Annotated in this window: 23 protein-coding genes; 13 read left to right on the forward strand and 10 right to left on the reverse strand. The window is 63.2% G+C overall.

Annotation, left to right across the window (positions count from 1 at the left end; genetic code table 11):
• The first annotated feature begins 157 nt into the window (after window positions 1–157).
• The 6 genes from uvrB (at window position 158) to QZ648_RS02655 (ending at window position 7,968) form a co-directional block, all read left to right on the forward strand.
• Complete coding sequence (uvrB, locus tag QZ648_RS02630) at window positions 158–2,236, forward strand: excinuclease ABC subunit UvrB (protein ID WP_291996022.1); 2,079 nt, start codon at window positions 158–160, stop codon at window positions 2,234–2,236.
• Between the two features lie 149 nt (window positions 2,237–2,385).
• Window positions 2,386–3,540, forward strand: coding sequence for a hypothetical protein (locus QZ648_RS02635; protein ID WP_291996023.1), 1,155 nt, complete (start codon window positions 2,386–2,388; stop codon window positions 3,538–3,540).
• Window positions 3,537–4,214 carry a rhodanese-like domain-containing protein gene (locus QZ648_RS02640; RefSeq protein WP_291996024.1) on the forward strand — a complete coding sequence of 226 codons (678 nt, stop codon included), beginning with the start codon at window positions 3,537–3,539 and terminating at the stop codon, window positions 4,212–4,214. The genes QZ648_RS02635 and QZ648_RS02640 overlap by 4 nt, the downstream gene beginning before the upstream one ends.
• A 75-nt stretch (window positions 4,215–4,289) precedes the next feature.
• Window positions 4,290–5,447, forward strand: a complete 1,158-nt coding sequence (locus QZ648_RS02645; RefSeq protein ID WP_291996025.1) for an iron-containing alcohol dehydrogenase — start codon at window positions 4,290–4,292, stop codon at window positions 5,445–5,447.
• Window positions 5,448–6,494, forward strand: coding sequence for an NADP-dependent oxidoreductase (locus tag QZ648_RS02650; RefSeq protein ID WP_291996026.1), 1,047 nt, complete (start codon window positions 5,448–5,450; stop codon window positions 6,492–6,494).
• Window positions 6,495–6,921: 427 nt separating this feature from the next.
• Window positions 6,922–7,968, forward strand: a complete 1,047-nt coding sequence (locus QZ648_RS02655; RefSeq protein ID WP_291996027.1) for a toll/interleukin-1 receptor domain-containing protein — start codon at window positions 6,922–6,924, stop codon at window positions 7,966–7,968.
• Window positions 7,969–8,346: 378 nt separating this feature from the next.
• Here the strand turns inward: QZ648_RS02655 and QZ648_RS02660 are convergent, their stop codons facing one another.
• On the reverse strand, window positions 8,347–8,526 hold the full coding sequence (locus QZ648_RS02660) for a hypothetical protein (RefSeq protein ID WP_169066169.1): 180 nt from the start codon (window positions 8,524–8,526) through the stop codon (window positions 8,347–8,349).
• Window positions 8,527–8,885: 359 nt separating this feature from the next.
• Between QZ648_RS02660 and QZ648_RS02665 the strand changes: the two genes are divergently transcribed.
• The 4 genes from QZ648_RS02665 (at window position 8,886) to QZ648_RS02680 (ending at window position 14,845) form a co-directional block, all read left to right on the forward strand.
• Window positions 8,886–9,458, forward strand: coding sequence for a DUF2760 domain-containing protein (locus QZ648_RS02665; protein WP_169066193.1), 573 nt, complete (start codon window positions 8,886–8,888; stop codon window positions 9,456–9,458).
• Window positions 9,455–11,329 (forward strand): Hsp70 family protein, encoded by a 1,875-nt coding sequence (locus QZ648_RS02670; protein ID WP_291996028.1) that lies wholly within the window; start codon window positions 9,455–9,457, stop codon window positions 11,327–11,329. Before QZ648_RS02665 ends, QZ648_RS02670 begins: the two co-directional genes overlap by 4 nt.
• Window positions 11,330–11,334: 5 nt before the next feature.
• Complete coding sequence (locus tag QZ648_RS02675) at window positions 11,335–14,301, forward strand: Hsp70 family protein (protein WP_291996029.1); 2,967 nt, start codon at window positions 11,335–11,337, stop codon at window positions 14,299–14,301.
• 325 nt (window positions 14,302–14,626) lie between these two features.
• Window positions 14,627–14,845, forward strand: coding sequence for a hypothetical protein (locus tag QZ648_RS02680; protein WP_169066190.1), 219 nt, complete (start codon window positions 14,627–14,629; stop codon window positions 14,843–14,845).
• A 39-nt stretch (window positions 14,846–14,884) separates the two neighbouring features.
• Here QZ648_RS02680 and QZ648_RS02685 read toward each other — a convergent pair whose 3' ends face one another.
• The 4 genes from QZ648_RS02685 to QZ648_RS02700 form a co-directional block, all read right to left on the reverse strand.
• Complete coding sequence (locus QZ648_RS02685; RefSeq protein WP_291996030.1) at window positions 14,885–15,763, reverse strand: NAD(P)-binding domain-containing protein; 879 nt, start codon at window positions 15,761–15,763, stop codon at window positions 14,885–14,887.
• Window positions 15,763–16,641 carry an NAD(P)-binding domain-containing protein gene (locus tag QZ648_RS02690; protein WP_291996031.1) on the reverse strand — a complete coding sequence of 293 codons (879 nt, stop codon included), beginning with the start codon at window positions 16,639–16,641 and terminating at the stop codon, window positions 15,763–15,765. Before QZ648_RS02690 ends, QZ648_RS02685 begins: the two co-directional genes overlap by 1 nt.
• 52 nt (window positions 16,642–16,693) lie before the next feature.
• Window positions 16,694–17,107, reverse strand: a complete 414-nt coding sequence (locus tag QZ648_RS02695) for a secondary thiamine-phosphate synthase enzyme YjbQ (RefSeq protein ID WP_169066187.1) — start codon at window positions 17,105–17,107, stop codon at window positions 16,694–16,696.
• Window positions 17,108–17,258: 151 nt separating this feature from the next.
• Window positions 17,259–17,591, reverse strand: a complete 333-nt coding sequence (locus QZ648_RS02700) for a helix-turn-helix domain-containing protein (protein WP_291996132.1) — start codon at window positions 17,589–17,591, stop codon at window positions 17,259–17,261.
• 127 nt (window positions 17,592–17,718) lie between these two features.
• Between QZ648_RS02700 and QZ648_RS02705 the strand changes: the two genes are divergently transcribed.
• On the forward strand, window positions 17,719–17,955 hold the full coding sequence (locus QZ648_RS02705; RefSeq protein WP_169066186.1) for a thioredoxin family protein: 237 nt from the start codon (window positions 17,719–17,721) through the stop codon (window positions 17,953–17,955).
• Between the two features lie 246 nt (window positions 17,956–18,201).
• On the opposite strand, the gene QZ648_RS02710 is transcribed toward QZ648_RS02705, so the two are convergent.
• From QZ648_RS02710 to QZ648_RS02730, 5 genes are all read right to left on the reverse strand, one after another.
• A complete protein-coding gene (locus QZ648_RS02710; protein WP_291996032.1) occupies window positions 18,202–18,741 on the reverse strand; it encodes a DUF924 family protein in 540 nt (179 codons plus the stop codon).
• A 68-nt stretch (window positions 18,742–18,809) separates the two neighbouring features.
• Entirely contained in the window at window positions 18,810–19,220 is a 411-nt protein-coding gene (gene arfB, locus QZ648_RS02715) for an alternative ribosome rescue aminoacyl-tRNA hydrolase ArfB (RefSeq protein ID WP_291996033.1), read from the reverse strand.
• Window positions 19,221–19,227: 7 nt separating this feature from the next.
• Complete coding sequence (locus tag QZ648_RS02720) at window positions 19,228–19,812, reverse strand: DUF1415 domain-containing protein (protein ID WP_169066183.1); 585 nt, start codon at window positions 19,810–19,812, stop codon at window positions 19,228–19,230.
• A gap of 295 nt (window positions 19,813–20,107) precedes the next feature.
• A complete protein-coding gene (locus QZ648_RS02725) occupies window positions 20,108–21,796 on the reverse strand; it encodes a cation acetate symporter (protein ID WP_169066198.1) in 1,689 nt (562 codons plus the stop codon).
• The gene (locus QZ648_RS02730) at window positions 21,796–22,110 is read right to left on the reverse strand and encodes a DUF485 domain-containing protein (protein WP_169066182.1); all 315 of its coding nucleotides are present in this window, start codon (window positions 22,108–22,110) and stop codon (window positions 21,796–21,798) included. Before QZ648_RS02730 ends, QZ648_RS02725 begins: the two co-directional genes overlap by 1 nt.
• A 362-nt stretch (window positions 22,111–22,472) precedes the next feature.
• On the opposite strand from QZ648_RS02730, the gene QZ648_RS02735 reads away from it, so the two are divergent.
• Both QZ648_RS02735 and QZ648_RS02740 read left to right on the forward strand, forming a co-directional pair.
• Window positions 22,473–23,156, forward strand: a complete 684-nt coding sequence (locus QZ648_RS02735; RefSeq protein WP_169066181.1) for a response regulator transcription factor — start codon at window positions 22,473–22,475, stop codon at window positions 23,154–23,156.
• Entirely contained in the window at window positions 23,143–24,675 is a 1,533-nt protein-coding gene (locus QZ648_RS02740) for a sensor histidine kinase (RefSeq protein ID WP_291996034.1), read from the forward strand. The genes QZ648_RS02735 and QZ648_RS02740 overlap by 14 nt, the downstream gene beginning before the upstream one ends.
• Window positions 24,676–24,728 lie beyond the last annotated feature (53 nt).

The following is a 24,728-nucleotide window of genomic DNA, read 5'->3' on the forward strand; positions in this document are numbered from 1 at the left end:
AGCTGCGCCTCTCTTGGTCGAGCCCGCGCAGCAGGCGTCAAGAGACGTCAGACTTCAGGGAGAAACGAAACGTCGTAAAAAGAAACTTGTTTCCGGACAACTCGGCCAAGCGGCGCGCGCAACGCTGGCCAGTCCCGAAACAACGTAAAATTCTAGCATGTCAGCTGCCCTTCATTCGCCCGAAAAGAAGCACCCCGTGGTCAGCTTCGCGGGCAGTCCCTTCCTCCTCCATCAGCCCTTCCTGCCAGCCGGCGACCAGCCCGCTGCGATCGAGCAATTGCTCGCCGGACTGGCAGACGGACTCTCGTTCCAGACCCTGCTCGGCGTCACCGGCTCGGGCAAGACCTACACCATGGCCAACGTCATTGCCCGCAGCGGCCGCCCGGCGCTGGTTCTGGCGCCGAACAAGACGCTCGCCGCGCAGCTTTACGCCGAGTTTCGCGAGTTTTTTCCCGACAACGCCGTCGAGTACTTTGTTTCCTACTACGACTACTACCAGCCGGAGGCCTACGTTCCGGCGCGCGACCTGTTCATCGAGAAGGATTCGTCGATCAACGAGCACATCGAGCAGATGCGTCTGTCGGCAACCAAGAGCCTGCTCGAACGTCGCGACTGCGTGATCGTCGCCACTGTGTCGTGCATCTACGGCATCGGCGACCGTGACGAATATCACAAGATGATCCTCACCATGCGTGTCGGCGACCGCATCGATCAACGCGAAGTGATCAAGCGCCTGGTCGAGATGCAGTACGAGCGCAACGAGACCGACTTCCACCGTGGCATTTTTCGTGTTCGCGGCGACGTCATCGACGTTTTTCCCGCCGAGCACGCCGAGCAGGCGATCCGCATTTCGCTCTTCGACGACGAAATCGACGGTCTGCAGCTCTTCGACCCGCTGACCGGCCATCTGCAGGGAAAGCTGAAGCGTTTCACGGTCTTCCCCTCATCGCACTATGTGACACCGCGGGCCACGGTGTTGCGTGCCATCGAGGCGATCAAGCGCGAACTCACCGAGCGCACTGCCTCCTTCCATGCCGAAGGTCGCTTGGTCGAGGCGCAGCGCATCGAGCAGCGCACCCGTTTCGATCTCGAAATGCTCGACCAGCTCGGCTTCTGCAAGGGCATCGAGAACTACTCGCGGCACCTCTCGGGGCGCCAGCCCGGCGAGCCGCCGCCGACGCTGATCGACTACCTGGCAGCCGACGCGCTGATGTTCATCGACGAATCGCACGTCGCCATCCCCCAGGTCGGCGGCATGTTCAAGGGCGACCGCTCGCGCAAGGAGAACCTGGTCAACTACGGTTTTCGCCTGCCCTCGGCGCTCGACAACCGGCCGCTCAAGTTCGAGGAGTACGAAGCCCTGCTACGGCAGACGATCTTCGTTTCGGCCACCCCGGCCGACTACGAACAGACACATCAGGGTCAGGTCGTCGAACAGGTCGTGCGCCCGACCGGCCTGATCGACCCGGTGCTCATCGTTCGCCCGGCGTCGAGCCAGATCGACGACCTGCTCTCCGAGATCCGCCTGCGCGTCGGGCGCGGCGAGCGGGTGCTGGTGACCACGCTGACCAAGCGCATGTCGGAGGATCTCACCGAGTACCTGAGCGAACACGAGGTGCGCGTCCGCTATCTGCATTCGGACATCGACACCGTCGAACGCGTCGAGATCATTCGCGACCTGCGCCTCGGCAAGTTCGACGTCCTGGTCGGCATCAACCTGCTGCGCGAAGGTCTCGATATCCCGGAAGTTTCGCTGGTGGCCATTCTCGACGCCGACAAGGAGGGCTTCCTGCGCTCCGAACGCTCACTGATCCAGACCATCGGCCGCGCCGCCCGGCACATCAACGGCACCGCCATTCTCTACGCCGACCGGGTTACCGGCTCGATGAGCCGCGCCATCGCCGAAACCGAACGGCGGCGGCTCAAGCAGATCGCCTTCAACGAAGAGCACGGCATCGTCCCGAAAGGCATCAGCAAGCGCATCACCGACATCATCGACGGCGTCTACGACCTCGACGACGCACGCCGCGAACTCAAGGCGGCGCAACAACAGGCCAACTACGAAGCCATGAGCGAGAAGCAACTGGCGCGCGAACTCAAGCGAATCGAGAAAGAGATGCTCGAATACGCCAGGAACCTCGAATTCGAGAAAGCCGCCGCTGCCCGCGACGAACTATTCCGGCTTCGTCAACAGGTCTTCGGCATCAGCGGCGAGCAGGCGAATATTGAAGGGTAACAATCACACAAGACTGCTGAGGAGAAGCCCGGCGATGGCAAGGGCGTCGCGATGTTCGAGAAGACCTGCCGGCAAGTGATCGACCTCCCGAGCCCCTCACGATATTGCATACAACTTACTATTCGCTGTCAGCTACTGGAGGCATGTTGATGAACATCTACCGCATACGCTCTATTTTTCTCGCGACAGCGCTGGTTTTTGCCGCAGTGTCCACGCAAGCCGGCGCCGAAAGCAGCGCTGCTTTCGGCGTTGCCAGTCCGGTGGACCCGCAAGGCGCGAAGCGAGAATCCGTCGGCAAGGGATGGCAGGAGGTCACGATCATGGATAACCAGGGATTCAATCAACCGATGGAGGTTGGTACCGTGCGCATCCCGGAAGACTGGGTAACGCGTGGCGGCGTTACGTGGGACCGCAACAGCCAGTGTGTGGGCAACATGATGCGCATGAGTTGGCAGGCATCCTCGCGCGATGGTCTGCAGGGATTCGAAATCCGGCCTGGATATAACTGGCAGGTGCAGGGCACAGAAATCCAGTTCAACCCCTGTGCACCCATGCCTATCAACTCGGTGCGCGCCTATCTCGGTATGGTGGTCAATCAGCGCCATGCTGGCCGCGCCAGGATTCTCCAGTACCGTGATCGTCCCGACCTTGTGGAGGCGATGCCGAAGAACCCGCCAGGCCCGGGCGGTGCCCGGGTGCACTATGAGGCCGGGCAAATGCTGATTGGCTATTCTCAGGATGGGCGAGAATTTCGCGAATCCTTGATCACCACCATCAGTTTCTCGGAAATGCAGGGCAACATCGTCGCCGGTACCACCAATATCTACGCCCAGCACGCGCCTGACGGGCAGTTGGATTTCGCTCTCGGCGAACGTCTGCGCAACTCGATGCGAGCGAAAAAACAATGGGTTGATAGGTGGGGGCAAGCGACTCGTGAGGCTTCCGATCGCATCGCCAGGGAGCAATCCATGGGCATCACCAAATGGCATAACGATCGAATGGCACAAATCAATCTCAAGGGTGCGAATGATCGCTCGCAGATTCGCCAACAGACACTTAGTGAGGTCTCGCAGATCTACTCCAACACCTGGAAAAGCACTCAGGAAACCGATGATCGCATTCAGCGGCGCACCCTGGAAGGTATTGGCGAATACAACACCTACAAGGACCCGGCCAGCAACACGCCGGTTCGCGCCACCATCCATAACGATTACGTTTGGCGTGTTGGTGACGGCCGCTATATTTCCACCGACAACCCAAATTACGCACCGACGAACGGTGTTCAACTGGAGCGCCTGCCATGAAACCGAGCAAGACGTATTCTGCCTGGCGGATGTTGCTGTTCACTGTTACGACGCTGCATGCGGCTGTCTCGTCTGCCCAGAACACTTTCGATAGTCCACCCATACCACCGCGCGAGCAAGCGCCGGCGCCAGTCGCGCCCACTCGTTCAGAAACCGGCCGTGGACCTGGCGACGCCACGGCCTCCTCCGGCAACTTGCCGCGCGCGGGGATCGATGAGACTCAGGACTTCGGAATCCCGCCAACAAAAGAGCTCAAGCCCAGTCATCAGTTGCACGGTCCGACGCCCAGGGAAATCCCCGGCGGGTCGGTCATTGCCACGCAGGCGTTGCGGAAACTGCTGCAAGACAAACAGTCCGGTGTACTGCTACTCGATGTCTATGGTGCTCAGTCCGCGCTGCCGGATGCGATTTCCGTGGTGCCCGCAGCACAAGGCGGCACGTTCAATGACCATACGCAGCGCGAGTTTGGTGAGTATCTGCAGACGATTGCCAATGGCGACAAGTCGCGTCCACTGGTGCTCTACTGCGAAGGCGTGAACTGCTGGATGTCTTACAACGCGGCTTTGCGCGCTATCAACCTGGGCTACCGGAATGTGTTGTGGTACCGCGGCGGCATGGAAGCCTGGACACAAGCTGGCCTGCCGACACGGTCCAATTCAGGCCAGGCTCGGTAGCGGCACACGCCTTTCAACCTGGCCTGATGGCATCGCCGCGGCCACTGGACGAGCGGTCTAATTCAGGAGAAACAATTGCTCAATTTCGACTTTCACAACCCGACAAGAATTGTCTTTGGCAGCGAAAGCATTCCCCGCCTGGCCGACCTCGTTCCCGGCGACGCGCGCGTGCTGATTCTTTATGGGGGGAGCAGCGCCGAGAAGAACGGTACTCTCGACGAGGTCCGGGCAGCGCTCGGCGAGCGGCGGGTGCAGGAGTTCGGCGGCATCGAGCCGAATCCGAGCTATGAAACCCTGATGCGCGCCGTCGCGCAGATCCGGCGTGAAAAACTGGATTTCCTGCTCGCCGTCGGTGGCGGCTCGGTGATCGACGGGACCAAGTTCGTCGCCGCGGCCGTGAACTTTCCTGCCGATCCCTGGGAAATCCTGCTCGGCCACGGCCAGAACGTCGACAGCGCCCTGCCCTTCGGCAGCGTCCTGACCTTGCCGGCGACCGGTTCGGAAATGAACAGCGGCTCGGTGATCACGCGCCGCGAAACGCAGGCCAAGCTGGCGTTCATGAGCCCGCACGTCTTCCCGCAATTCTCGATTCTCGATCCGACAAAAACCTATACCTTGCCGCCGCGGCAAATTGCCAACGGCGTCGTCGACCCTTTTGTGCATATTGTCGAGCAATATCTGACCTACCCGGTTGGCGGCATGGCCCAGGACCGTTTCGCCGAGGGGCTGCTGCAGACGCTGATCGAGATCGGACCACAGGCACTGGCCACGCCAGAAGATGCGGATGTGCGGGCCAACCTGATGTGGGTCGCCACGCTGGCGCTGAACGGGCTGATCGGTGCCGGCGTGCCGCAGGATTGGGCTACGCACATGATCGGCCACGAGTTGACCGTCGCGCACGGCATCGACCACGCGCGTACGCTGGCCATCGTCCTGCCTTCGCTGCTCAATGTGCAGCGCGAGCACAAGCGCTCCAAGTTGCTGCAATACGCGGCCCGCGTCTGGCAGATCACGGAAGGCGACGAGAAGCAGCGCATCGACGAAGCAATCGAGCGTACGGCGCAGTTTTTCGAGTCGCTCGGCGTCAACACCCGTCTCGCCGCTTACGGCCTGGGGCGCGAAGCGATCCCTCCCCTGCTCGCCCAGCTCGAAGCGCACGGCATGACCGCCATCGGCGAGCAGCACAACATCGACCTGGCGGTGAGCCGGAAAATTCTCGAAGGAGCCCTGTGAATGAACACGCCAGTTGGCCAGAACGGCGCCCGCAATCGGCGCATCGTCCTCGAATCGCGCCCCGTCGGCGCGCCGCGCAGCGACAATTTCCGCCTCGACGAAGCGCCAGTCCCACAGCCTGCCGACGGCCAGCTGCTGCTGCGCACGCTCTACCTGTCGCTCGATCCCTACATGCGCGGCCGCATGAGCGACGCACCCTCCTACGCCGCGCCGGTCGGTATCGGTGAAGCCATGCCGGGGGGCACCGTGGCACACGTCGAAGCGTCGCAGCATCCCGACTTTCGCGCGGGCGACCTGGTTCTCGCCTACTCCGGCTGGCAGGACTACGCACTTTCCGATGGCCGCGGGCTGGTCAGGCTCGATCCGGCCATGCCACGACCGTCGCTGGCCCTGGGAGTGCTTGGCATGCCCGGCTTCACCGCCTACATGGGCCTGCTCGACATCGGCCGCCCGCAACCGGGCGAGACCGTCGTCGTTGCTGCGGCGAGTGGTGCCGTCGGCGCAGTGGTCGGTCAGATTGCCAAACTCAAGGGCTGCCGTGTCGTTGGCATCGCTGGCGGCAGCGAGAAATGTCGCTACGTGATCGACGAACTCGGCTTCGACGCCTGTATCGATCACCACGGCGAGAACTTGCCACAAGCGCTTGCCGAAGCCTGCCCGCAAGGCATCGACATCTATTTCGAAAATGTCGGCGGCGCGGTTTTCGATGCCGTGCTGCCACTGCTCAACGTGCGCGCACGCATCCCCCTGTGCGGCTTGATCGCCCACTATAACGACCAGGCACTGCCTACCGGCCCGAACCGCCTCGGCCAGCTCACCCGCACCCTCCTGGTCAAACGCATCAAGATGCAGGGCTTCATCATTTTTGACGACTACGGCGATCGCTACGGCGAGTTCTTCACCGCCATGAGCGCCTGGCTGAAAGCCGGCCAAATCAAGTTCCGCGAAGACCTCGTCGATGGCCTGGAAAATGCTCCGCAAGCCTTCATCGGCCTCCTCGAAGGGCGCAACTTCGGCAAACTCCTGATCCAAGTCGCGCCCGCCTGAGCAAGCCACGTCAGCACCACCCGCCCGCCCGCCACACAAAAAGCCCCTCGCCCCTTGCGGGAGAGGGGTTGGGGATAGGGGAAAACCCCCAAGCACCCGCTCCCTCGCCCAAGCACTTCTTGCTGCCGACATGCGCCGCTCTTTTCACCTCCAGCTCGTCGATCCACCCGCACTGGACCCATGTCACTTGATGGTCGCCGCCTACGCAGGCGAGGGCGGCGCGGCGAACTCAGCCGCAGTCCGTCAGTCGATAAGTGTTAGCAGGATCGCTCACAACGAGGCGCGTGTATAAGTGCGCTGAGCAAAAGGGGTCTGCGGTATCGTAAAAAGCTGGAACGGGAACGGCCAGCGACAACGGCACCGTGGTCGATTAGTGAAAGATCTGATTCAGAGCCGATTCAGGTCAACAGGAAACCCGGAGGCTGCGATGGAAACAGTACATGCGATCAAGGTGTTTGACGGTCAAACCGAGCGGGTGATATCACTCGTTCACGGCGACCTCACCGAGCTAGGATTCAAGGATGCGGTCGATCTTCTCGTCGCCTCCGCCTTTCCCGACGATTATGTCCCGACTCCCACATCCCTGATCGGCGCACTACAGAGAAGTGGTGTGTCGGTGGCGGAACTGGCGCGACACAAAGCCGTCGATCTGCGCCACACATCCGGCTTCTGGCTCTCTCACGAACTCGCCGATCACTCTGCATGGCGCGGCGCGCGGCGTCTCGCTGTCTTCGAGCCCCGCGAGCTCGGCAGCCCTCCCGAGGCGGTGGGAGCGCTGTTTCGCGGCCTTTTTCCCTTCCTGTCCGATGAAGAGGATAGACGCGTAGCGATGCCCATTCTCAGTTCGGGCGATCAACGCTGGTCACCGCTGGTGATGATGGGCTCACTCCTGGACGCATCGATTCAATGGATGCGCCGTGGCCTGCCCATCTCCGAGCTGATGATCTTCGAACACGATCAAGGTCGCATGCCAGCATTGGTGGCATTAATGGAAAAGGTCGGCCAGGGCGGCCATGGCTTACGGACACCCGGCTCATCCCTCAGCACCCCGCCGCCAGTTGCCCAATACTACGATGTGTTTCTGAGCTTCAGCAGCCACAATGCAAACGCCGCCGACGCGTTCAAGCGCGAACTCGCGGCAATCGACCAAGCGGCGACGGTGTTCGATTTTCGCCACTCGATCCAGAAAGGCAAGTCCTACCAGGACGACATCGATCGAGCCATCGAGAGCTGCCGAAAGGTCGTGTCCATCCTCAGCCCGGCATATTTTGCCTCGCCTGAGTGCCAGGAAGAACTGAACATCGCCAGGCTCCGCAACAAACGCGCAGGCTTCGGTCTGCTGATCCCGCTCTACTGGAAGAGCGTAAGCCCCAGCCTCCCCTTGTGGCTGCAGACATTGAATCAATGCGTTTGCGTCGAGGAACGCCTTGATCAACTGTCCCTTGCTGCCCGGGACGTTCACACAACGCTCTAGAATTACCCCGCGCAGCGACGATGCGCGGGGCGGGTAGCTAACGGTCATGGCATGTCGAGACACCCCTGATCATGAAAGTCAGGACCGCCCCCCCTCTCACTTGCAGTGCGCATTCCGGCTTGCACGCCGGAATCGTTCGACGGGCTGGGCGCATGCGCCCGGAATTCCCCGTCTCACCCCCGGCCCTTCTCCCGCGAGGGGAGAAGGGAGTTTCGTGAGTCGCATACGCGACTTTCACATTAACGGTCATGACACGTGGAGACACCCCAAATCATGAAAGTCATGACCGTTTCCCTCTTCCCCTGCCCCTTCTCCCGCAAGGGGAGAAGGGAGTTTCGTGAGTCGCTTGCGCGACTTTCACATTAAAAGTTCGCCCGTTCAGCGATCCACCGGTGGCTCCTTCTGTCGCTCGCGCTCGACCCGCATCACCCGATGCTCACGCAACTGCTTCCAGTGGATCACGTCGCGCGCCCGCGCGACGATTTCCAGTGTCGGGAAATGATCGCCCACCAGGTCGACAACCTTCAGCGACTGTTCGATGTCGTCGACGGCCAGCACCAGTGCCCGCGCACTTTCAGGAAGGCGCAGAAGGCGGCAAGCGACAGCGGCTTGCCGAATGACGCAGCCTCGGCGGCATCTACCCGAAATCGCCAAAATGGTTTATATTGCACCGCAACATAGCCGCCTGATGGACAATGTCCAGCGCCAGGCGCCTGGGCAGACTTCCTGCCCGACGTTGCGTACCCCTGCGACCATGGCTACCATGCGCAAGCCAGAAGAAATGCCCTGCCATTCCTTGTCCCTCTTTACGCACTTTCTCAACACCCGGCGCGAAGCAGCAGCCAGCCCTGGCGCTGCCGGCCGGGTCTTGAAGCCTGTCACCGAGCCGCTGCGGCGGCAAATACCAGGACCCATCCATGAAGCCAAAGAATCCACACTTTTTCAGCAGAATCGGCATTGCCATCGCCTGCTTCTTCAAGATTATTGGCAATAGCGAGTTCGCTGGCGGCGTCCAGGCGCTGCGGCTGGCCGAGCGCCAACGCAAGAAAGCCAACGGCACGGCAGCGGCGACCGCCGCGGCGAAGCCCGCGGCGCCGGCACTCAAGGAAGCGGCGCCCGACGGCGCCCTGCAACTTCTCGGCCTCTTGCAGCGCGAGGCCCGTTTCATCGATTTCATCCAGGAGGATGTCGCCGCCTATCCCGACGCCGATGTCGGCGCGGCCGCCCGCCTGGTCCATGAAGGCTGTCGCAAAGTGCTGGTCGACAATTTCAGCATCGACCCGGTGCGCGAGGAAGACGAAGGCAGCGCGATTACCCTGCCGGAAGGCTTCGACGCTGCGGCGATTCGCATCACCGGCAATGTCGTCGGCGAGCCGCCCTTCAACGGCCACATCACCCACCGCGGCTGGCGGGTTGTCGAAACCCGCCTGCCCAAACTTTCCGGCAGCCACGATCTACATATCGTCGCGCCGGCGGAGGTTGAACTATGAGCGAAGCAAAATTCTCCATTGGTATCGATCTCGGTACCACCCATTGCGCCCTGTCCTACGTCGACATCGCCAACAGCGACGGCGAGAACGTCGCGCAGGACGTACTGCCGATCCCACAACTGACGGCCCCCGGTTCGGTCGAGTCGCCGGGACTGCTGCCGTCTTTCATCTACCTGCCGCATGCCAGCGAACTGGCGCCCGGTGACCTCGGCCTGCCGTGGACCGCCGAGCAGGACTATGCCGTCGGTGAAATGGCGCGCAGCCGCGGTGCGGCGACGCCGATACGGCTGGTGTCGAGTGCCAAGAGCTGGCTCTGCCACGCCGGCGTCGACCGGCGCGCCGACATCCTGCCGCACGACGCACCGCCGGAAGTGGCACGCCTGTCGCCACTCGAAGCCTCGCTGCGCTACCTCAGCCACTTGCGCGCCGCCTGGGACGACGCCCACCCCGAGGCGCCTTTCGCCGAGCAGGAAATCGTCGTCACCATCCCGGCTTCCTTCGATCCGGCGGCACGCGAATTGAGTGCCGAAGCAGCCAAGGCGGCCGGCTGCAAACACATGATCCTGCTCGAAGAGCCGCAGGCGGCGTTGTACAGCTGGATTCAGAAAAGCGCCGGCAGCTGGCGCAAGCAGGTCCGGCCGGGCGAGATCATCCTCGTCGCCGACGTCGGCGGCGGTACCAGCGACTTCTCGCTGATCGCCGTTCTCGAACGCGATGGCGTCCTCGAGCTGCACCGGGTCGCGGTCGGCGAGCACATCCTGCTCGGTGGCGACAACATGGATCTGGCCCTGGCCTTCGCCGTCGCCAGCAAGCTCGGCGCCCAGGGCATCAAGACCGACGCCTGGCAGCTGCGAGCGCTGACCCATTCCTGCCGCTCGGCCAAGGAAGCACTGCTCAACGACGCCTCGCTCAGCGAAGTGCCGCTGATCATCGCCAGCCGCGGCGCCAAGTTGATCGGCGGCTCGCTGCGTAGCGAACTGACGCGCGCCGAACTGACTGCCACCCTGCTGGAAGGCTTCTTCCCCAACGCCGCCATCGGCGACCGTCCGCAGGTACGCGGTCGCGCCGGTCTGACACAGCTCGGCCTGCCCTATGCCCACGACGCGGCGATCACCCGTCACCTGGCCGCTTTCCTGGCTCGCCAGGTCGCCGCGACGGCCGATCTCGAAGGCTTCACCGGTACCTTGCCGGATGGCGCGACTTTCCTGCATCCGACGGCGGTGCTGTTCAATGGTGGCGTCTTCAAGTCGGAACTGCTCGCCGAGCGCACCCTGGCGACGATCAACTCCTGGCTCGCTGCGGAAGGCGCGCCACCGGCCCGTCCGCTCGAAGGCGCCGACCTCGATCTGGCCGTCGCCCGTGGCGGTGCCTACTACGGCTACGTGCGCCGCGGCCAGGGGGTGCGCATCCGTGGCGGCACGGCGCGTTCCTACTATGTGGCCATCGAATCGGTGATGCCGGCAGTACCCGGCATGCAACCACCGGTGCAGGCGCTGTGCCTGGCGCCGTTCGGCATGGAGGAAGGCAGCGACGCCGCGCTTCCGGAGCAGGAGTTCGGGCTGGTCGTCGGCGAAGCGGTACGCTTCCGCTTCTTCGGCTCGTCGGTTCGCCGCCAGGATCAGGTCGGCACCTTGCTCGCCGACTGGGAACCCGATGAACTGCAGGAACTCGCCGAGATCCAGACGACGCTGCCCGCCGCAGGTCGCGCCGACGGCGAAGTGGTCCGCGTCAAGCTGCACGCGCGCGTTACCGAGGCCGGCACGCTCGAACTCGAAGCACTGCCGCACGATGGCCCGGAGCGCTGGAAAGTCGAGTTTGACGCGCGCGACGCTGGCAGTAGTGCCGGCGATGTCGCCAACGCGACGGACTGAGGGCCGTGAAGCAGCAATACATCGTCGGTATCGATCTCGGAACCAGCAATACCGTCGTCGCCTATGCCGCGCCCGGAGGGCAGCAGGTCGAGCTTTTCGAGATCGAGCAACTGGTCGGCGCCGGCGAAGTCGCCGCCCGGCCGCTACTGCCTTCGGTGCGCTTTCATCCGGCGGCCGGCGAGCTCAGCCCTGGCGATCTGCAATTGCCATGGCCGGCCGAGGCGGGTGGCGGGAAAGTCGGCGACAGCGTTGGCGACGGCGAAAGTGCCGATGATGGCGACGGTGGCGACCTTGGCGAAGGCGCTCAACTCGCCCTCACCGGCCGCTTCGCCCTCGAACTCGGCGCGCAGGTTCCCGGTCGCCTGGTCGCCAGCGCCAAGAGCTGGTTGTCGCACGCCTCGGTCGACCGCATGGCAGCTATCCTGCCCTGGGGTGCGGACGCCGCTGTCGCCAAGGTTTCGCCGGTCGCCGCCAGCGCCAGTTATCTGGCGCACGTTCGCGCCGCCTGGGGGCACCGCTTCCCGCAGGCACCCCTCGAACAGCAACAGGTGATCCTGACCGTTCCCGCTTCCTTCGACGAAGGGGCGCGGGCGCTGACCGTCGAAGCCGCGCGGCAAGCCGGCCTGCCCAGGCTGCGTCTGCTCGAGGAACCGCAAGCAGCGTTTTATGACTGGCTGTTCCGTCATCAGGAAAGCCTCGACACGGAGCTCGCCGAAACGCGGCTGCTGATGGTCTGTGACATCGGTGGCGGCACCACTGACCTGACCCTGATTCAGGTAGCGTTCAAGGACGGTGAGCCGGAGCTGACACGCGTCGGTGTCGGCAACCACCTGATGCTCGGTGGCGACAATATGGATCTGGCGCTGGCCCACCTGGTCGAGTCACGCCTGCCGGAGAGTGGCGGCAAGAAGCTGTCGGCGGCGCGTTTTTCGCAGCTGACGGCGCGCTGCCGGGCAGCCAAGGAACAATTGCTGGCGCATGGCGCACCCGAATCGGTCTTGCTGACCCTGCTCGGCGGCGGCGCCAAGCTGATCGGCGGCGCTCGCAGCATCGAGTTGCAGCGCGACGAAGTGCTGAACATGATCGTGGACGGCTTCATGCCGCGCGTCGCCGTCGATCAACCGATACTGCAGCGGCGCGCCGGGCTGGTCGAATTCGGACTGCCCTACCCCGCCGATGCGGCGATCACCCGCCATGTCGCCGCATTTCTCAGGCGCCACAAAGAGGCGGCACTGCGCGCCCTCGCCGAGCCGGAAGAGCCGCTTGCAGCGCAAGAACCGCAAGCCCAACAAACAGTACAGCAAGCGGGCGACGAACAGCCGCCGGCCGAACCGCGCCTGCCGGTACCCGATACCGTGCTCTTCAACGGCGGCGTCTTTCGTGCCGAGGCGCTGAGCGAGCGCCTGCAAGCCACTCTCGCCGACTGGCGCGGCACGCCGCTGCGCCTGCTGCACAACGACAACCCGGACATTGCCGTGGCCCGCGGCGCAGTCGCCTACGCGCTGGTCCGCCAAGGGCACGGGCGACGCATCGGCGGCGGCTCGGCGCGCAGCTACTTCCTGGTCCTCGAAGAAGGCAGCAAGCAGCGACGCGGCATCTGCATCCTGCCGCGCGGCAGCGAGGAAGGGCACGAAATCCGCCTGCCGGAACGTACCTTCAGCCTGCGCCTGGGTCAGCCGGTGCGCTTCTATCTCGCCTCGTCGGTGGCCGACACGCGCTATCAGCCGGGTCAAATCGCCTCCCTCGACGATGAAGATTTCATCCGCCTGCCGCCGATTGCCACCGTCGTGCAGCCACAGGCAGGCAGCACGCAGCGCGAAGTGCGTGTGGAGCTGATCACCGGGATCACCGAAGTCGGCAGCCTGGAACTGCACTGCGTCAGCATCGACAACCCGGCTCGTCGCTGGCTGCTCGAATTCCAGTTACGCAGCGACGGCGAAGCGACGACGGCCTCGTCCGAAGTCCTGCCACCGCGCTTCGCCGATGCGGTGAAGTCCATCGAACATATTTTCGGCGGCCGTTCGCAGGCCGTCGACAACAAGGAAGTGCGCCGCCTGCGCGGCCAACTCGAACATCTGCTCGGCAAGCGCGACGACTGGGAGATGCCGCTGCTGCGCGCCCTTTTCGACGCCCTGCTGCAACGCGCCCGACGCCGGCGGCGCTCGCCGGAACACGAGCGTCTGTGGCTCAACCTTGCTGGCTACTGCCTGCGCCCGGGCCTTGGCGACGCTATCGACGACTGGCGGATCGAGCAATTGACTGCGCTGCTGTCGCAAGGCATCCAGTATGTGAATGAGAGCCAGAACTGGTCCGAGTGGTGGACGCTGTGGCGGCGTGCCGCCGGGGGCCTGGCGGCGGAGACGCAAGAGCTTCTGCTCGCCGAACTCCTGCCTGCGCTACAAACCGAGACCGTCAAAGCCCGCAAGCGCCAGCCGGCGCCGATCAGCGGTAGCCACGACGACATGCTGCGCCTGGTCGCTTCGCTCGAAAGATTGCCGGTCGAACGCAAGATCGAAGTTGGTGACTGGCTGCTCGACAGCCTGGCCAGTGGGTCAGAGAAGCCACTCGGCTGGTGGGCCCTCGGCCGCCTCGGCGCGCGCCAACCGCTCTACGGCAGTGCCCACCAGGTGGTAGCGGTCGAAGACGCCTGTCGCTGGCTCGAAGGCCTGCTGGCCGTAGACTGGAAAAAGGTCGAGCCGGCCGCCTTCGCGGCCACTCAACTCGCCCGCCTGACCGGCGATCGCTCACGCGACCTGCCCGACAGCATCCGCGAGGGCGTCGTGGCGCGGCTGAGTGCGATCAATGCCAATGGTCACTGGATCGAGCAGATCAGTAACGTCGTCGAACTCGACAAAGCCGACGAACGCCGTGCTTTTGGCGAGTCCTTGCCGGCCGGCTTGCGCCTGGTTCACGACGAAGGGCGAGCACAGACAGCGGCGGCAGCCCAGTCTGCGCCAGCGGGTAGGAGCTGAGCCACGCCAATACTGCCACGCCACGGTGCGATGCTGCGTGTGATCCGTCGCCCGCAGGACGAGCCAGGCGGCTGGCGCTGGAGAGGGAGGTCATAAGCCACAAATCCGTGCCATAAGCTTACCGGATTGGTATTCACGCGGTGTTTTCTGGATAATGCTGAAGGCTAAGCGGCATGAACGCAATTACACTATCGGTAATCGCCTTGCGCATCGCGGCAATGGCGGTTGCGCAAAGTGGACACGGGCCCTCGGGGTATGGCGGACGGCCTTCGGCGTACCACTTCACTACGGCGATCATGTCGCGATTTTCAAGGGGTGAGTAAAAATGCGCACGCAACGAGGGCCAGACCGACGCCAGGGGCAACTGCAGCGCCCACAAGGTGCACCTGAACGCCGCTGCGGTAGCGACCGGCGCAAACTCACGTTTACCGATCAGTCGATCGCCGCAATGGAAGCGCGCCTGGCAGCGCTTGCCCGCAGCAAGAAAGCCAACAGCGACGAAGAAGGCTCAGGCTGGGACAAGCTGATCATCCCTGTCGACTAGCGTTGCCAGCCAGGCCAGCCCGGCAACGGCCAGATCGTCTCATCCGGCAGCGCGTCGGCTTGCTTCCAGAACGCGCAGCAGCGAGGCGGTGTCGGAGCGCCCCCAGCCCATGGCCATCAGCGCATTGAGTTGCTGCCAGACCTGTGCGGCCAGCGGCAGCGGCACGCCGAGGCGATGCGCTTCGTCCATCAGGATGCCGTAGTCCTTGTGATGCAGCCGCGCTTCGACGCCGGCGGCGAATTCGCGATCGACCATTCGCCCGCCCATGGCTTCCAGCGCACGGCTGCCGGCCGAACCACCCGCCAGCGCCTGGCGCACCTTGGCCGGATCGGCACCGGCCGCAGCACTGAAGTGCAAGGCCTCGGCAATCGCCTGAATCGCGCCGACCATGATCATCTGATTGCACGCCTTGGCGACCTGTCCGGCGCCGTTGTCGCCGACATGGACAATCGTCTTGCCGAGCAGCGCCAGCAGCGGGCGCGCCCGCTCGAGTACCGCGGCCCTGCCGCCGACCATGATTGCCAGGCTGGCAGCGACGGCTGCCTGGCTACCCCCGGATACCGGTGCGTCGAGCATGTCGATAGCACGCTCGCCCAGGCGCTGGGCCAGCGTGCGCGCCATGCCCGGCGCAATGGTACTCATGTCGACCAGCAGCGAAGCCGCGGCGAGTCCGTCGACCAGGCCATCGAGCCCCAGCGCCACACGCTCGACATCGGCACCGGCCGTGAGCATGGTGAAGACCACTTCACTACGCTGGCCGACGGCAGCCGGCGTCGCACAAGCGACGGCACCGGCGGCGAGTAGCAGCTGCAGCGACTCCGGTCGGCGTGCCCAGATCACCAGTTGATGGCCGCCACGCAAGAGGTTCAACGCCATGGCTTGACCCATCACGCCGAGGCCAATGAAACCGATGTGCATCAGTCTTCGCCGCCCGACAGGCGCTCCAGAAGCTTGAGAATGGCGACCGAATCCTCCTCGCCAAGCCCCGAACCGACCATCGCGTTGTACATCTGCGCAGTCGCCGCCGCCACCGGCAGGCACATGCCCAGTTCGTGCGCGCTCTGCATGACGATGTTCATGTCCTTCTGATGCATCCAGGACTTGAAGCCCGGTTTGAAGTTGCGGTCGAGCATGCGCTGGCCATGGTTCTCCAGGATCTTCGAATAGGCAAAGCCGCCGAGCAGGGCTTCACGCACCTTGGCCGGATCAACCCCGCTCCTGGCCGCGAAATTGAGCGCTTCGGCGACAGTCAGCACACCCGCGCCGGTAATGATCTGATTGGCCGCCTTGGCCACTTGCCCGGCCCCCGCATCGCCGACATGCACGATGTTCTTGCCCATGCACTCGAAAGCCGGTCGTGCCGTTTCGAAAGCGGCGACACTACCGCCGACCATGATCGACAGGCTGCCGGCAATGGCCCCGACTTCGCCGCCGGAAACCGGCGCGTCGAGGAAGTCGACAGCTTGTTCGCGCAGGCGAGCGCCGATGTCGCGTGCCGCTGCCGGGCGGATGGTGCTCATGTCCACCGCCACCAGCCCAGCCCGAGCGGCGCTGGCCACGCCTTGTTCGCCAAGCATCACCTGCTCGACGTCGGGGGCGTCGGCGACGATCGAGATCAGCAAATCGACCGCGCCGGCCACCCCGGCGGGACTGTCAGCCGCCCTGGCGCCGGCGTCGAGCAGGGGCTGCATCGACTCGGCACGACGCGCCCAGACGGTCAGTTCATGCCCCGCGCCCAGCAAGTTGAGCGCCATCGGGCGCCCCATGATACCCAGGCCGATGAATCCGAGTTTCATTGCTATCCCTCTTCCAGTCGCCAGACGATAAAACGGTCGAGTGTAGCAGCCATCAGCCGACGACCGTGACCACCACCCGACGGCGGTGCGCGAGCGTGCGGTGCTCCCAGAGGTAGATCCCCTGCCAGGTCCCGAGGAGCATCGTACCGCTCCCGACCGGCACACTCACCGAGCTGCCGGCCAGGATGTTGCGCCCGTGCGCCGCCATGTCGTCGTCGCCCTCGCTGTCATGATGGTAGGCGGCGTCGCCATCGGGCGCCCAGCGCGCCGCCAGTGTTTCCAGATCGCGGCGCACCGAGGGATCGGCGTTCTCGGTCAACACCACCGAGCAACTGGTGTGCTGGACAAAAATGTTCGCCAGACCGATCGGCATCCCCGCAGCGCGAACGATCCGCGCCACTTCGGCAGTAATCTCGATGCTGCCGCGACCACGACTATGAACGTCAAAACTCTGCTGGTAAGCCATGTCTATTTCCCTCCTCGCTTGCCGGCGCGCGCTCCTTGCGGGCCCTCGCAAAGTATAAGGGCATCGCAGCGCTCAGGCTTGCTGCGAAAGCCTCGTCGGGAACGCGGCGGGCGCCACAGCAGCCCGCACGCCATTCCAGCGGCAACGCGCGCTATCGATCACTGGCCATTTGAACATCCAGGGATTTTATCTGAGCGATGATAGTGATCAGTTTGTGGCCGTTCGATGTCAGTGAATAGACGGTCCTCGGCGGTACTTCCGGAAAAACCTGCTTGTCCAGCAAGCCGTATGAAGTCAGCTTGCGCAGGCGCTCGGAAAGGATTTTTTTCGAAATTCCTGCAACGCGACGTTCCAGACCACCGGGCCGTGAAACACCCTCGGCAATGGCCATCAGGACGGACACCGACCATTTGCAACCCACCACTTCTTCCAGGTGGCGGTAGAGCGATGGCGCCGATCGAGATGAATTATTTATTTCGTTCATGGCCAATGATTTACACCAGAAAGTTACCGGGGCACCGAAAAGTGCCTGCTTTTGGAGTACCAGATCCCTACCTACAATGATCGTGTGCTTCTGGCACGAACCCCGATCCACTCAGGAGTAAACGATCATGAAAACCAATGCCACCTTTTATCACGCCGGCTGCCCGGTCTGTGTCGCTGCCGAACAAAACCTGGCCAAGGCACTTGATCCCGCACGCTACGACGTCGAGGTCGTCCACCTCGGCGAGAGCAAGTCACGTGTCCAGGAAGCCGAAGCCGCTGGCGTCCAGTCGGTACCGGCACTGGTACTCGATGGCACCGTGTTCCATATCAATTTTGGTGCCGGCATCGAGGCGCTGAAATAGATTTGTAATTTCTCGGGCCAGCAGAGCGGCATGCGAAAACCGATACGCGCAGTGCTACCTTCCTTGGCCAGCGCTAACGCGTCCACTTAAGGCGATTTCTGTCAAAGAACATACCATCTTGCTTGTCTTTTCGCCCGTCTTCTGTGTTGCGACAACAGTTACATCGTTCGACTATGCGCCTGTTGTCGCGCCTTGAAGCCGACCGAAAATCCGGCGCAATCTGGTACGTTCTTTTCCGGCAATCGCCTAAAACCCCGACCCCGGCGTTTTCAGGAACTCAATCTCGTCCAGGGTCGACTGCCGCCCGAGGATGGCATTGCGGTGCGGATAACGGCCGAAGCGGTCGATGATCGCCTGGTGGCGCAGTTCGAAGGCGAGATTGTTCTCCATTCCCGGCGCAGCGAAGAGCTCGACTGCCCGGGCGTGAATCAGCGGCGACTCACTGTGCATGTAGGGCATGTAGAGGAAGGCCCGGCGCGCCGGGTCGATGGCGTTGTCGGCGCCGGCGGCGACGGCTTCCTGGGCGAGGGCCAGCGCCAGCGCGTCGGTGGCGAAGGATTGCGGGCGATCGCGGAAGATGTTGCGTGGAAACTGGTCGAGGACGAGGATCTCGGCCAGGCGGCCGTCGCTGCTGCTGCGCCAGGCACATAGCTCGCAACGGCTGGCCGCGGCGAGAAGAATACCGAAACGCGCCTCGATCAGGCGGTCAAAGTCGGCGGATTTGGCCCACCATTGCGCTGGCCTTGTCTCTTCGAACCAGAAAGCGAGGACATCGGCGGGCGTCATGCGCTGGCACTCGCTGCTGAATGGCAAATGAACATTGCGGCTCCCTTCTTGGCCATGCTGATGATCGATCAGTGCTCGTCGACCCGCCCACGCCGCAGCTTCACCGCGCCGCGCTTCACTTTGCTGTCGACGCGCCTGATCTGCGAGCCGCGCGTCGGCCGGGTCGGGCGCCGCGGCGTCGGGATGAACGCCGCGCGGGCGATCAGTTCGCGCAAGCGGGTGAGCGCGTCGAGGCGGTTGCGGTCCAGGCTGCGGTGCGCCTGCGCCTTGATGATCACCACCCCGTCGGCGCTGATGCGCTGATCGCGCAGCTGCCGCAGGCGCTCCTTGATTTCCTCGGGTAACGTAGAGGCCGCGATATCGAAGCGCAGATGAATGGCATTCGAGACCTTGTTGACGTTCTGGCCGCCGGCGCCCTGGGCGCGGATGGCAATGAACTCGACTTCGCTCTCGCGCAGTTCGATGCGTGGCGCTGACATCGGCGACCTACTTCCCTTCGCCCGCCGGCGCGCCGACGCCAAGCGCCTGCCAGCCGTCGCTGCCGAGTTCGCGCAGGGTCTCCATATTGCGCTCGTAGATCAAGGCGGCGTCGGGAAAAGCGGCGACCGCGCGGTCGAGGCTGGCTTCGCGCAGCAGATGCAGGGTCGGGAATGGTGCGCGATTGGTGCAGTTGGTGATGTCGTCGGCGTCGGTCTCGGCGAAAGCGTAGGCGGGGTGAAAACTGGCGACCTGCAGGATGCCTTCGAGTTGCTGCGTTCGGAGCACTACATTGACCAGATCGAGAAAAGCGACGAAGTCCTCAAAGTCGTTGAGCACCCGCGGGTGGATGAGCAGCGTGGTGTCGATCTCATCCGGCGCCACGGCCACCAAGGCGTGCAGCTCACGTTCCAGATCGGCGAGCAGGCTCTCGTCCTCCGTCGCATCGCTGACCACGTAGCGCACCTGTCCCCTGCTGTGCACTCCCTTGGCGAAAGGACAGAGATTGAGGCCGATCACCGCCCGTTCCAGCCAGTGCCGCGTTGCGGCGATGGCTTGTTCGTGGCTGGCGTTGGCTGGGAGGGTCATGGTCATGCGTTCTCTCGTTATTGCGTCGTGGCGGTCGCGTTCTCTCGTCGGTCGGCTTGGCAAGGCGTTGGCCGACATTGGTACCACATTCGTCGCCAGGCTGCAGCACCCCGCCAGTGTAGCGATTCAACGCACAGCGGGCAAAATGTAGATCAGCGACGCATGCGCGGCAGCACGCGGCAACCCTGAGCACGCTGCCTCACCAACTTGACTCACCGGGCACGCGGCCTGCCGGGTTCACGAAAAAGACGGCCCGCGAAACGCGGGCCGTCTTGCCGTTCAACGAGCGCCTGACTGCAGTTCAGTGACCAGACGCACCTGCGGCACCGACGCCGGTTTCCGAGCGAACCTTCTGCGCGGGGTAAAGCGAGCGTTCGAGCTGCGCCTGCTTGCTGGTATCCATCTTGGAAACAAGGTAGATGGTCAGGAAAGCCGCCGACATCGAGAAGAGGCCCGGCGATGAGTATGGGAACAACGCCGAGCCCTTCGGATTGCCCAGGACAGCCTCCCACACCGACGCCGAAACGATGGTTAGGCCAACAGATGAAATCAGACCGACGAATCCACCAGCAACAGCCCCCTTGGTCGTGCAGTCCTTCCACAGTACCGACATGAACAGCACGGGGAAGTTGGCCGAGCAGGCGATGGCAAAAGCGAGCATCACCATGTAAGCGACGTTCTGCTTCTCGAAGGCGATACCCAGAATCACGGCGATGATGCCCAGGCAGATGGTGGTGATCTTCGAGACGCGCAGTTCGGCAGCCGAATCCGCCTTGCCCTTGCAGAACACCGTCGCGTACAGATCGTGCGACACCGCCGAGGCGCCGGACAGCGTGAGACCGGCAACCACGGCCAGGATGGTGGCGAAAGCGACCGCGGAGATGAAGCCGAGGAAGACATTGCCACCGACGGCGTTGGCCAGGTGGATGGCCGCCATGTTGCCGCCGCCCTTCAAACCCTTGGCCAGATCGCCATCGACGTAGTACGCACCGGGATCCTGGGTGAGCAGGACGACCGCGCCAAAGCCGATGATGAAGGTGAGGATGTAGAAGTAGCCGATCCAGGTGGTTGCCCAGCCCACCGACTTGCGTGCCTCTCTGGCGCTTGGAACGGTGAAGAAGCGCATCAGGATGTGCGGCAGACCGGCGGTGCCGAACATCAACGTCATGCCGACCGAGATCGCCGAGATCGGATCCTTGATCAGCGCACCAGGCCCCATGATGGCATCGTGTTTGGTGTGGATTTCAACCGCCTTGGCGAAAAGTGCCTCGGGATTGAAGCTGAACTGCCAGAGCACGGCCAGGGCCATGAAGCTTGCGCCGCAAAGCAGCATGATCGCCTTGATGATCTGCACCCAGGTGGTTGCCGTCATGCCGCCAAACAACACATAGCACATCATCAGCGCGCCGACGATGATCACTGCGTACTGGTACTCGAGACCAAAGAGCACCTTGATCAGTTGGCCCGCACCAACCATCTGCGCGATCATGTAGAAGCAGACGACGACCAGAGAACCGGACGCCGCGAAGATGCGGATCGGCGTCTGCGCGAAACGGTAGGCAGCGACGTCAGCGAAGGTGAACTTGCCGAGGTTGCGCAGTCGCTCAGCCATCAGGAAGGTAATCACCGGCCAGCCGACCAGCCAGCCGATCGAGAAGATCAGGCCGTCAAAACCGTTAGCAAATACCAGGCCGGAAATTCCCAGGAAGGACGCGGCAGACATATAGTCGCCGGCAATCGCCAGACCGTTCTGGAAGCCGGTAATGCCACCACCGGCGGTGTAGAAGTCAGCCGCCGTTTTGGTCTTGCTTGCCGCCCACTTGGTGATGAACAGGGTCATTACCACGAAGGCGCCAAACATGGCGATCGCCACCCAGTTGGTTTCCTGCTTTACCGTGGTACCGAGATCGCCGCCAGCAGCCACGGCGACACCGGCGATCAGCAAGCCAAGCAGGATCACCGGGCTGTTGCGTATGGTTTTGGCAATCATCATTGATGGGCCTCATGGATGATTTCGGCGGTCAGGTCGTCGAACTCGGAGTTGGCACGGCGGACGTAGATATTGGTGATGACGATGGTCAGAACGATGACCCCAACGCCCATCGGAATACCGATCGAAGTGACCATGCCATCGGCCAGCTTCCTTGCCAGAAACTCCTTGTCGAAGGCAATCAGCAGAATGTATCCATAGTAGATAGCCATGATCAGGACGGTCATGACGATGCTGTAGGTCGAGCGCATGCTCACCAGTTTCTTGTACTTCGGGTTGGCGGCGATACGCACAACCAGGTCGTCGTCTTTCATGTTGCCTCCTCGGAGGGGAACGGTTTGTCGAATCATTCACGCTGACTGCCGCGGCGAAGGTAGGCCTCCGAACTTACGCCGGGCTTACATAGGTTATTTTTTCTCGTTTATTAACAGTTACTTACACGATTCTTAGCAAACTCTTAACAGGTCCTTAAAATGACCGCTGGTGTTCTGATCGATTTCGCCTGGCCGACTTGCGCGGGGCGCTGCTGGTGCGCATAACAGCACATGGTCCGCGCCGCGTTCGCCGCGTACAATCGCTGACGCGGCGCTTGCCAGCGCGATGCCCTACGCATGTTTCCGGGGAGGGCCGCGCTCCCTTACCCTTGTCTTTGCCCGCCTGCCCATTGAGGTCCTTGATGCTTGTCCTGTTGATAGAAGATGATCCGGAGCTCTCTGATGGCATTGCCACCTTCCTCGCCGGACAAGGAGACAGTGTTGTCGTTGAAGCCCATGGCATGGCAGCGGATCGCTTGTTGCAGGAAAAGAACTTCGACATCGTTCTCGTCGATGTTGGCCTGCCAGGACTGAGCGGCTACGAAATCGTGCGCCGCATCCGGGAGCGCCGCCAAGCGCTGCCGGTGATCATGATTACCGCACGTGATGCCCTCGACGATCGAATCTACGGGCTGGACCTCGGTGCGGACGACTACCTGTCGAAACCCTTCGAACTCGCCGAACTGACCGCGCGCATGCGAGCGACCACGCGTCGTGGTGCCAATAGCGTTGCCCGGCGAATCGAGTTTGGCCCGCTGTTGATGGACATGCAGGGGCGATTCGCCTCGCTGGCAGAACAGCCATTGATCGTTTCCAGCCGTGAATGGGATCTGCTGAGCACTCTTGCCGCGGCTGACGGGCACACGGTGCCAAAGGAACGGCTGCAAGGTGATGGCAGTGTCAACGCCCTGGAAGTCTACGTCTACCGCCTGCGCCGCCGGCTGGAAGCAGCTGGCCTGAGTATTCGCACCGTGCGCGGCTTCGGCTACCGTCTGGAAGTCACCGGCGGTGTGGCCAACAAGACGCGGCGCGATGCAAACCACTAGCGCGAGCAAGGCAGGAGTTGCAAGCAATTCCGGAGAAGCAGGCAGCGAGATCGGCGCGACCACAAGGCGGGCTGGTACCAGTCTCCCGCGCAGTCTGCTGCGCGCGCTGGTACTGCCGATCGCCACCGCCCTGCTGACGGGTGGAGTATTCGGCTATCGAGCGGCCGAGAAAGTGGTCAGCAGTGCCTACGACCAGAGCCTGTCGAACCTGGCGAACGGCATCGCCAACCGGGCCCGGGTGGAAAATGGCGAGGTCACCATCGCCCTGTCGCCTGAGGCAGAAGCGCTCCTGCGCACCGACACGGTAGACGACATCTACTTCCGGGTGCGCGACGACTTCGGCCGAATCATCGCCGGAGACGCCGATCTGCCACCGCCGGAGACTTCCGAAAGCGACACTGCGGCCGGCTCGCCGACACCGTTTGTGGAGACCTCGACGAGCGCTGGTGCCACCGCCACGGGGTCGAGAATCTCGTTCTTTGACGCCCAGTTCCGTGATCAATCGATACGCGGGGTGCGTTTCCACCCGGTTGTCGACGGCCAAGGCATCTACGTCACCGTCGCCGAAACACTGGGCAAGCGCCGTGCGGCCATTCGCGATCTGTTGCTCGGCTTCGGTTTGGCGGTGTTTCTGGTGCTCGCCGCCATCGCCGCCGTCGTGCGCTACGGAATCACCTCCGGCCTGGCATCGCTGCATCACCTGCAGTCCGAGCTTGCCGAGCGTTCCGGCGAGGATCTCGCCCCGGTTGATCTGAACCAGGTGCCACTGGAAATCCACGCGCTGGTGCGAGCGCTGAATGCACTCCTGACGCGCCTGCAGGACGCGCACACCGCGCAACGGAAATTCCTGCAGGATGCCGCGCATCAGTTGCGCACACCACTCGCCGGTCTGCAAGTCCAGATCGAGCTGCTGCGCAGCCAGCAGACCGACCAGACGGTGGCCGCGAATCTGCGCCAGTCGGTGAAACGCGTCACTCGCCTGGCCAATCAGTTACTGGCGCTGGCCCGCGCCGAGGGAGCGCACTATCTGATGGCGAATGCATCGTCGGTTGATCTGGCAAAGCTGATCGACGAGATGCTGGACGACTGGCTACGCATCGCCGACGAGAAGAAGATCGACTTCGGCATGCAGCGCGATATTTCGACGCTGGCCGGCGATCCGACGCTGCTCCGCGAGCTGATCGCCAATCTGGTCGACAACGCGCTCAAATACACGCCCGCCGGCGGACAGGTCACCCTGCGCTGCGAACGCGTCGGTGACGTCGTCGAAATTGACGTCACCGACAACGGCCCCGGTATTCCCGAGCACGAGCGCGAACGCGTATTCGAGCGTTTTCATCGCTTGCCCGACGCCCCGGCTACCGGTAGCGGGCTGGGTTTGGCGATCGCGCGGGAGACGGTTGGTGGTCACCGCGGTTCGATCACCGTCGCCAGCGGTGCGGACGGCGAAGGCACCTGCATCCAGGTGCGCTTGCCAGCCAAGCCAGCGACAGTTTCGCTGGCCAGCCGATCTGCCTGAGCAAGCGCGACAGCCAGCGCTTACAATGCCCGCTCGATAGCGGGAGAGCGACC

The sequence above is a fragment of the Candidatus Accumulibacter sp. ACC012 genome (assembly GCF_907163155.1).
Classification (GTDB): Bacteria; Pseudomonadota; Gammaproteobacteria; order Burkholderiales; family Rhodocyclaceae; genus Accumulibacter; species Accumulibacter delftensis.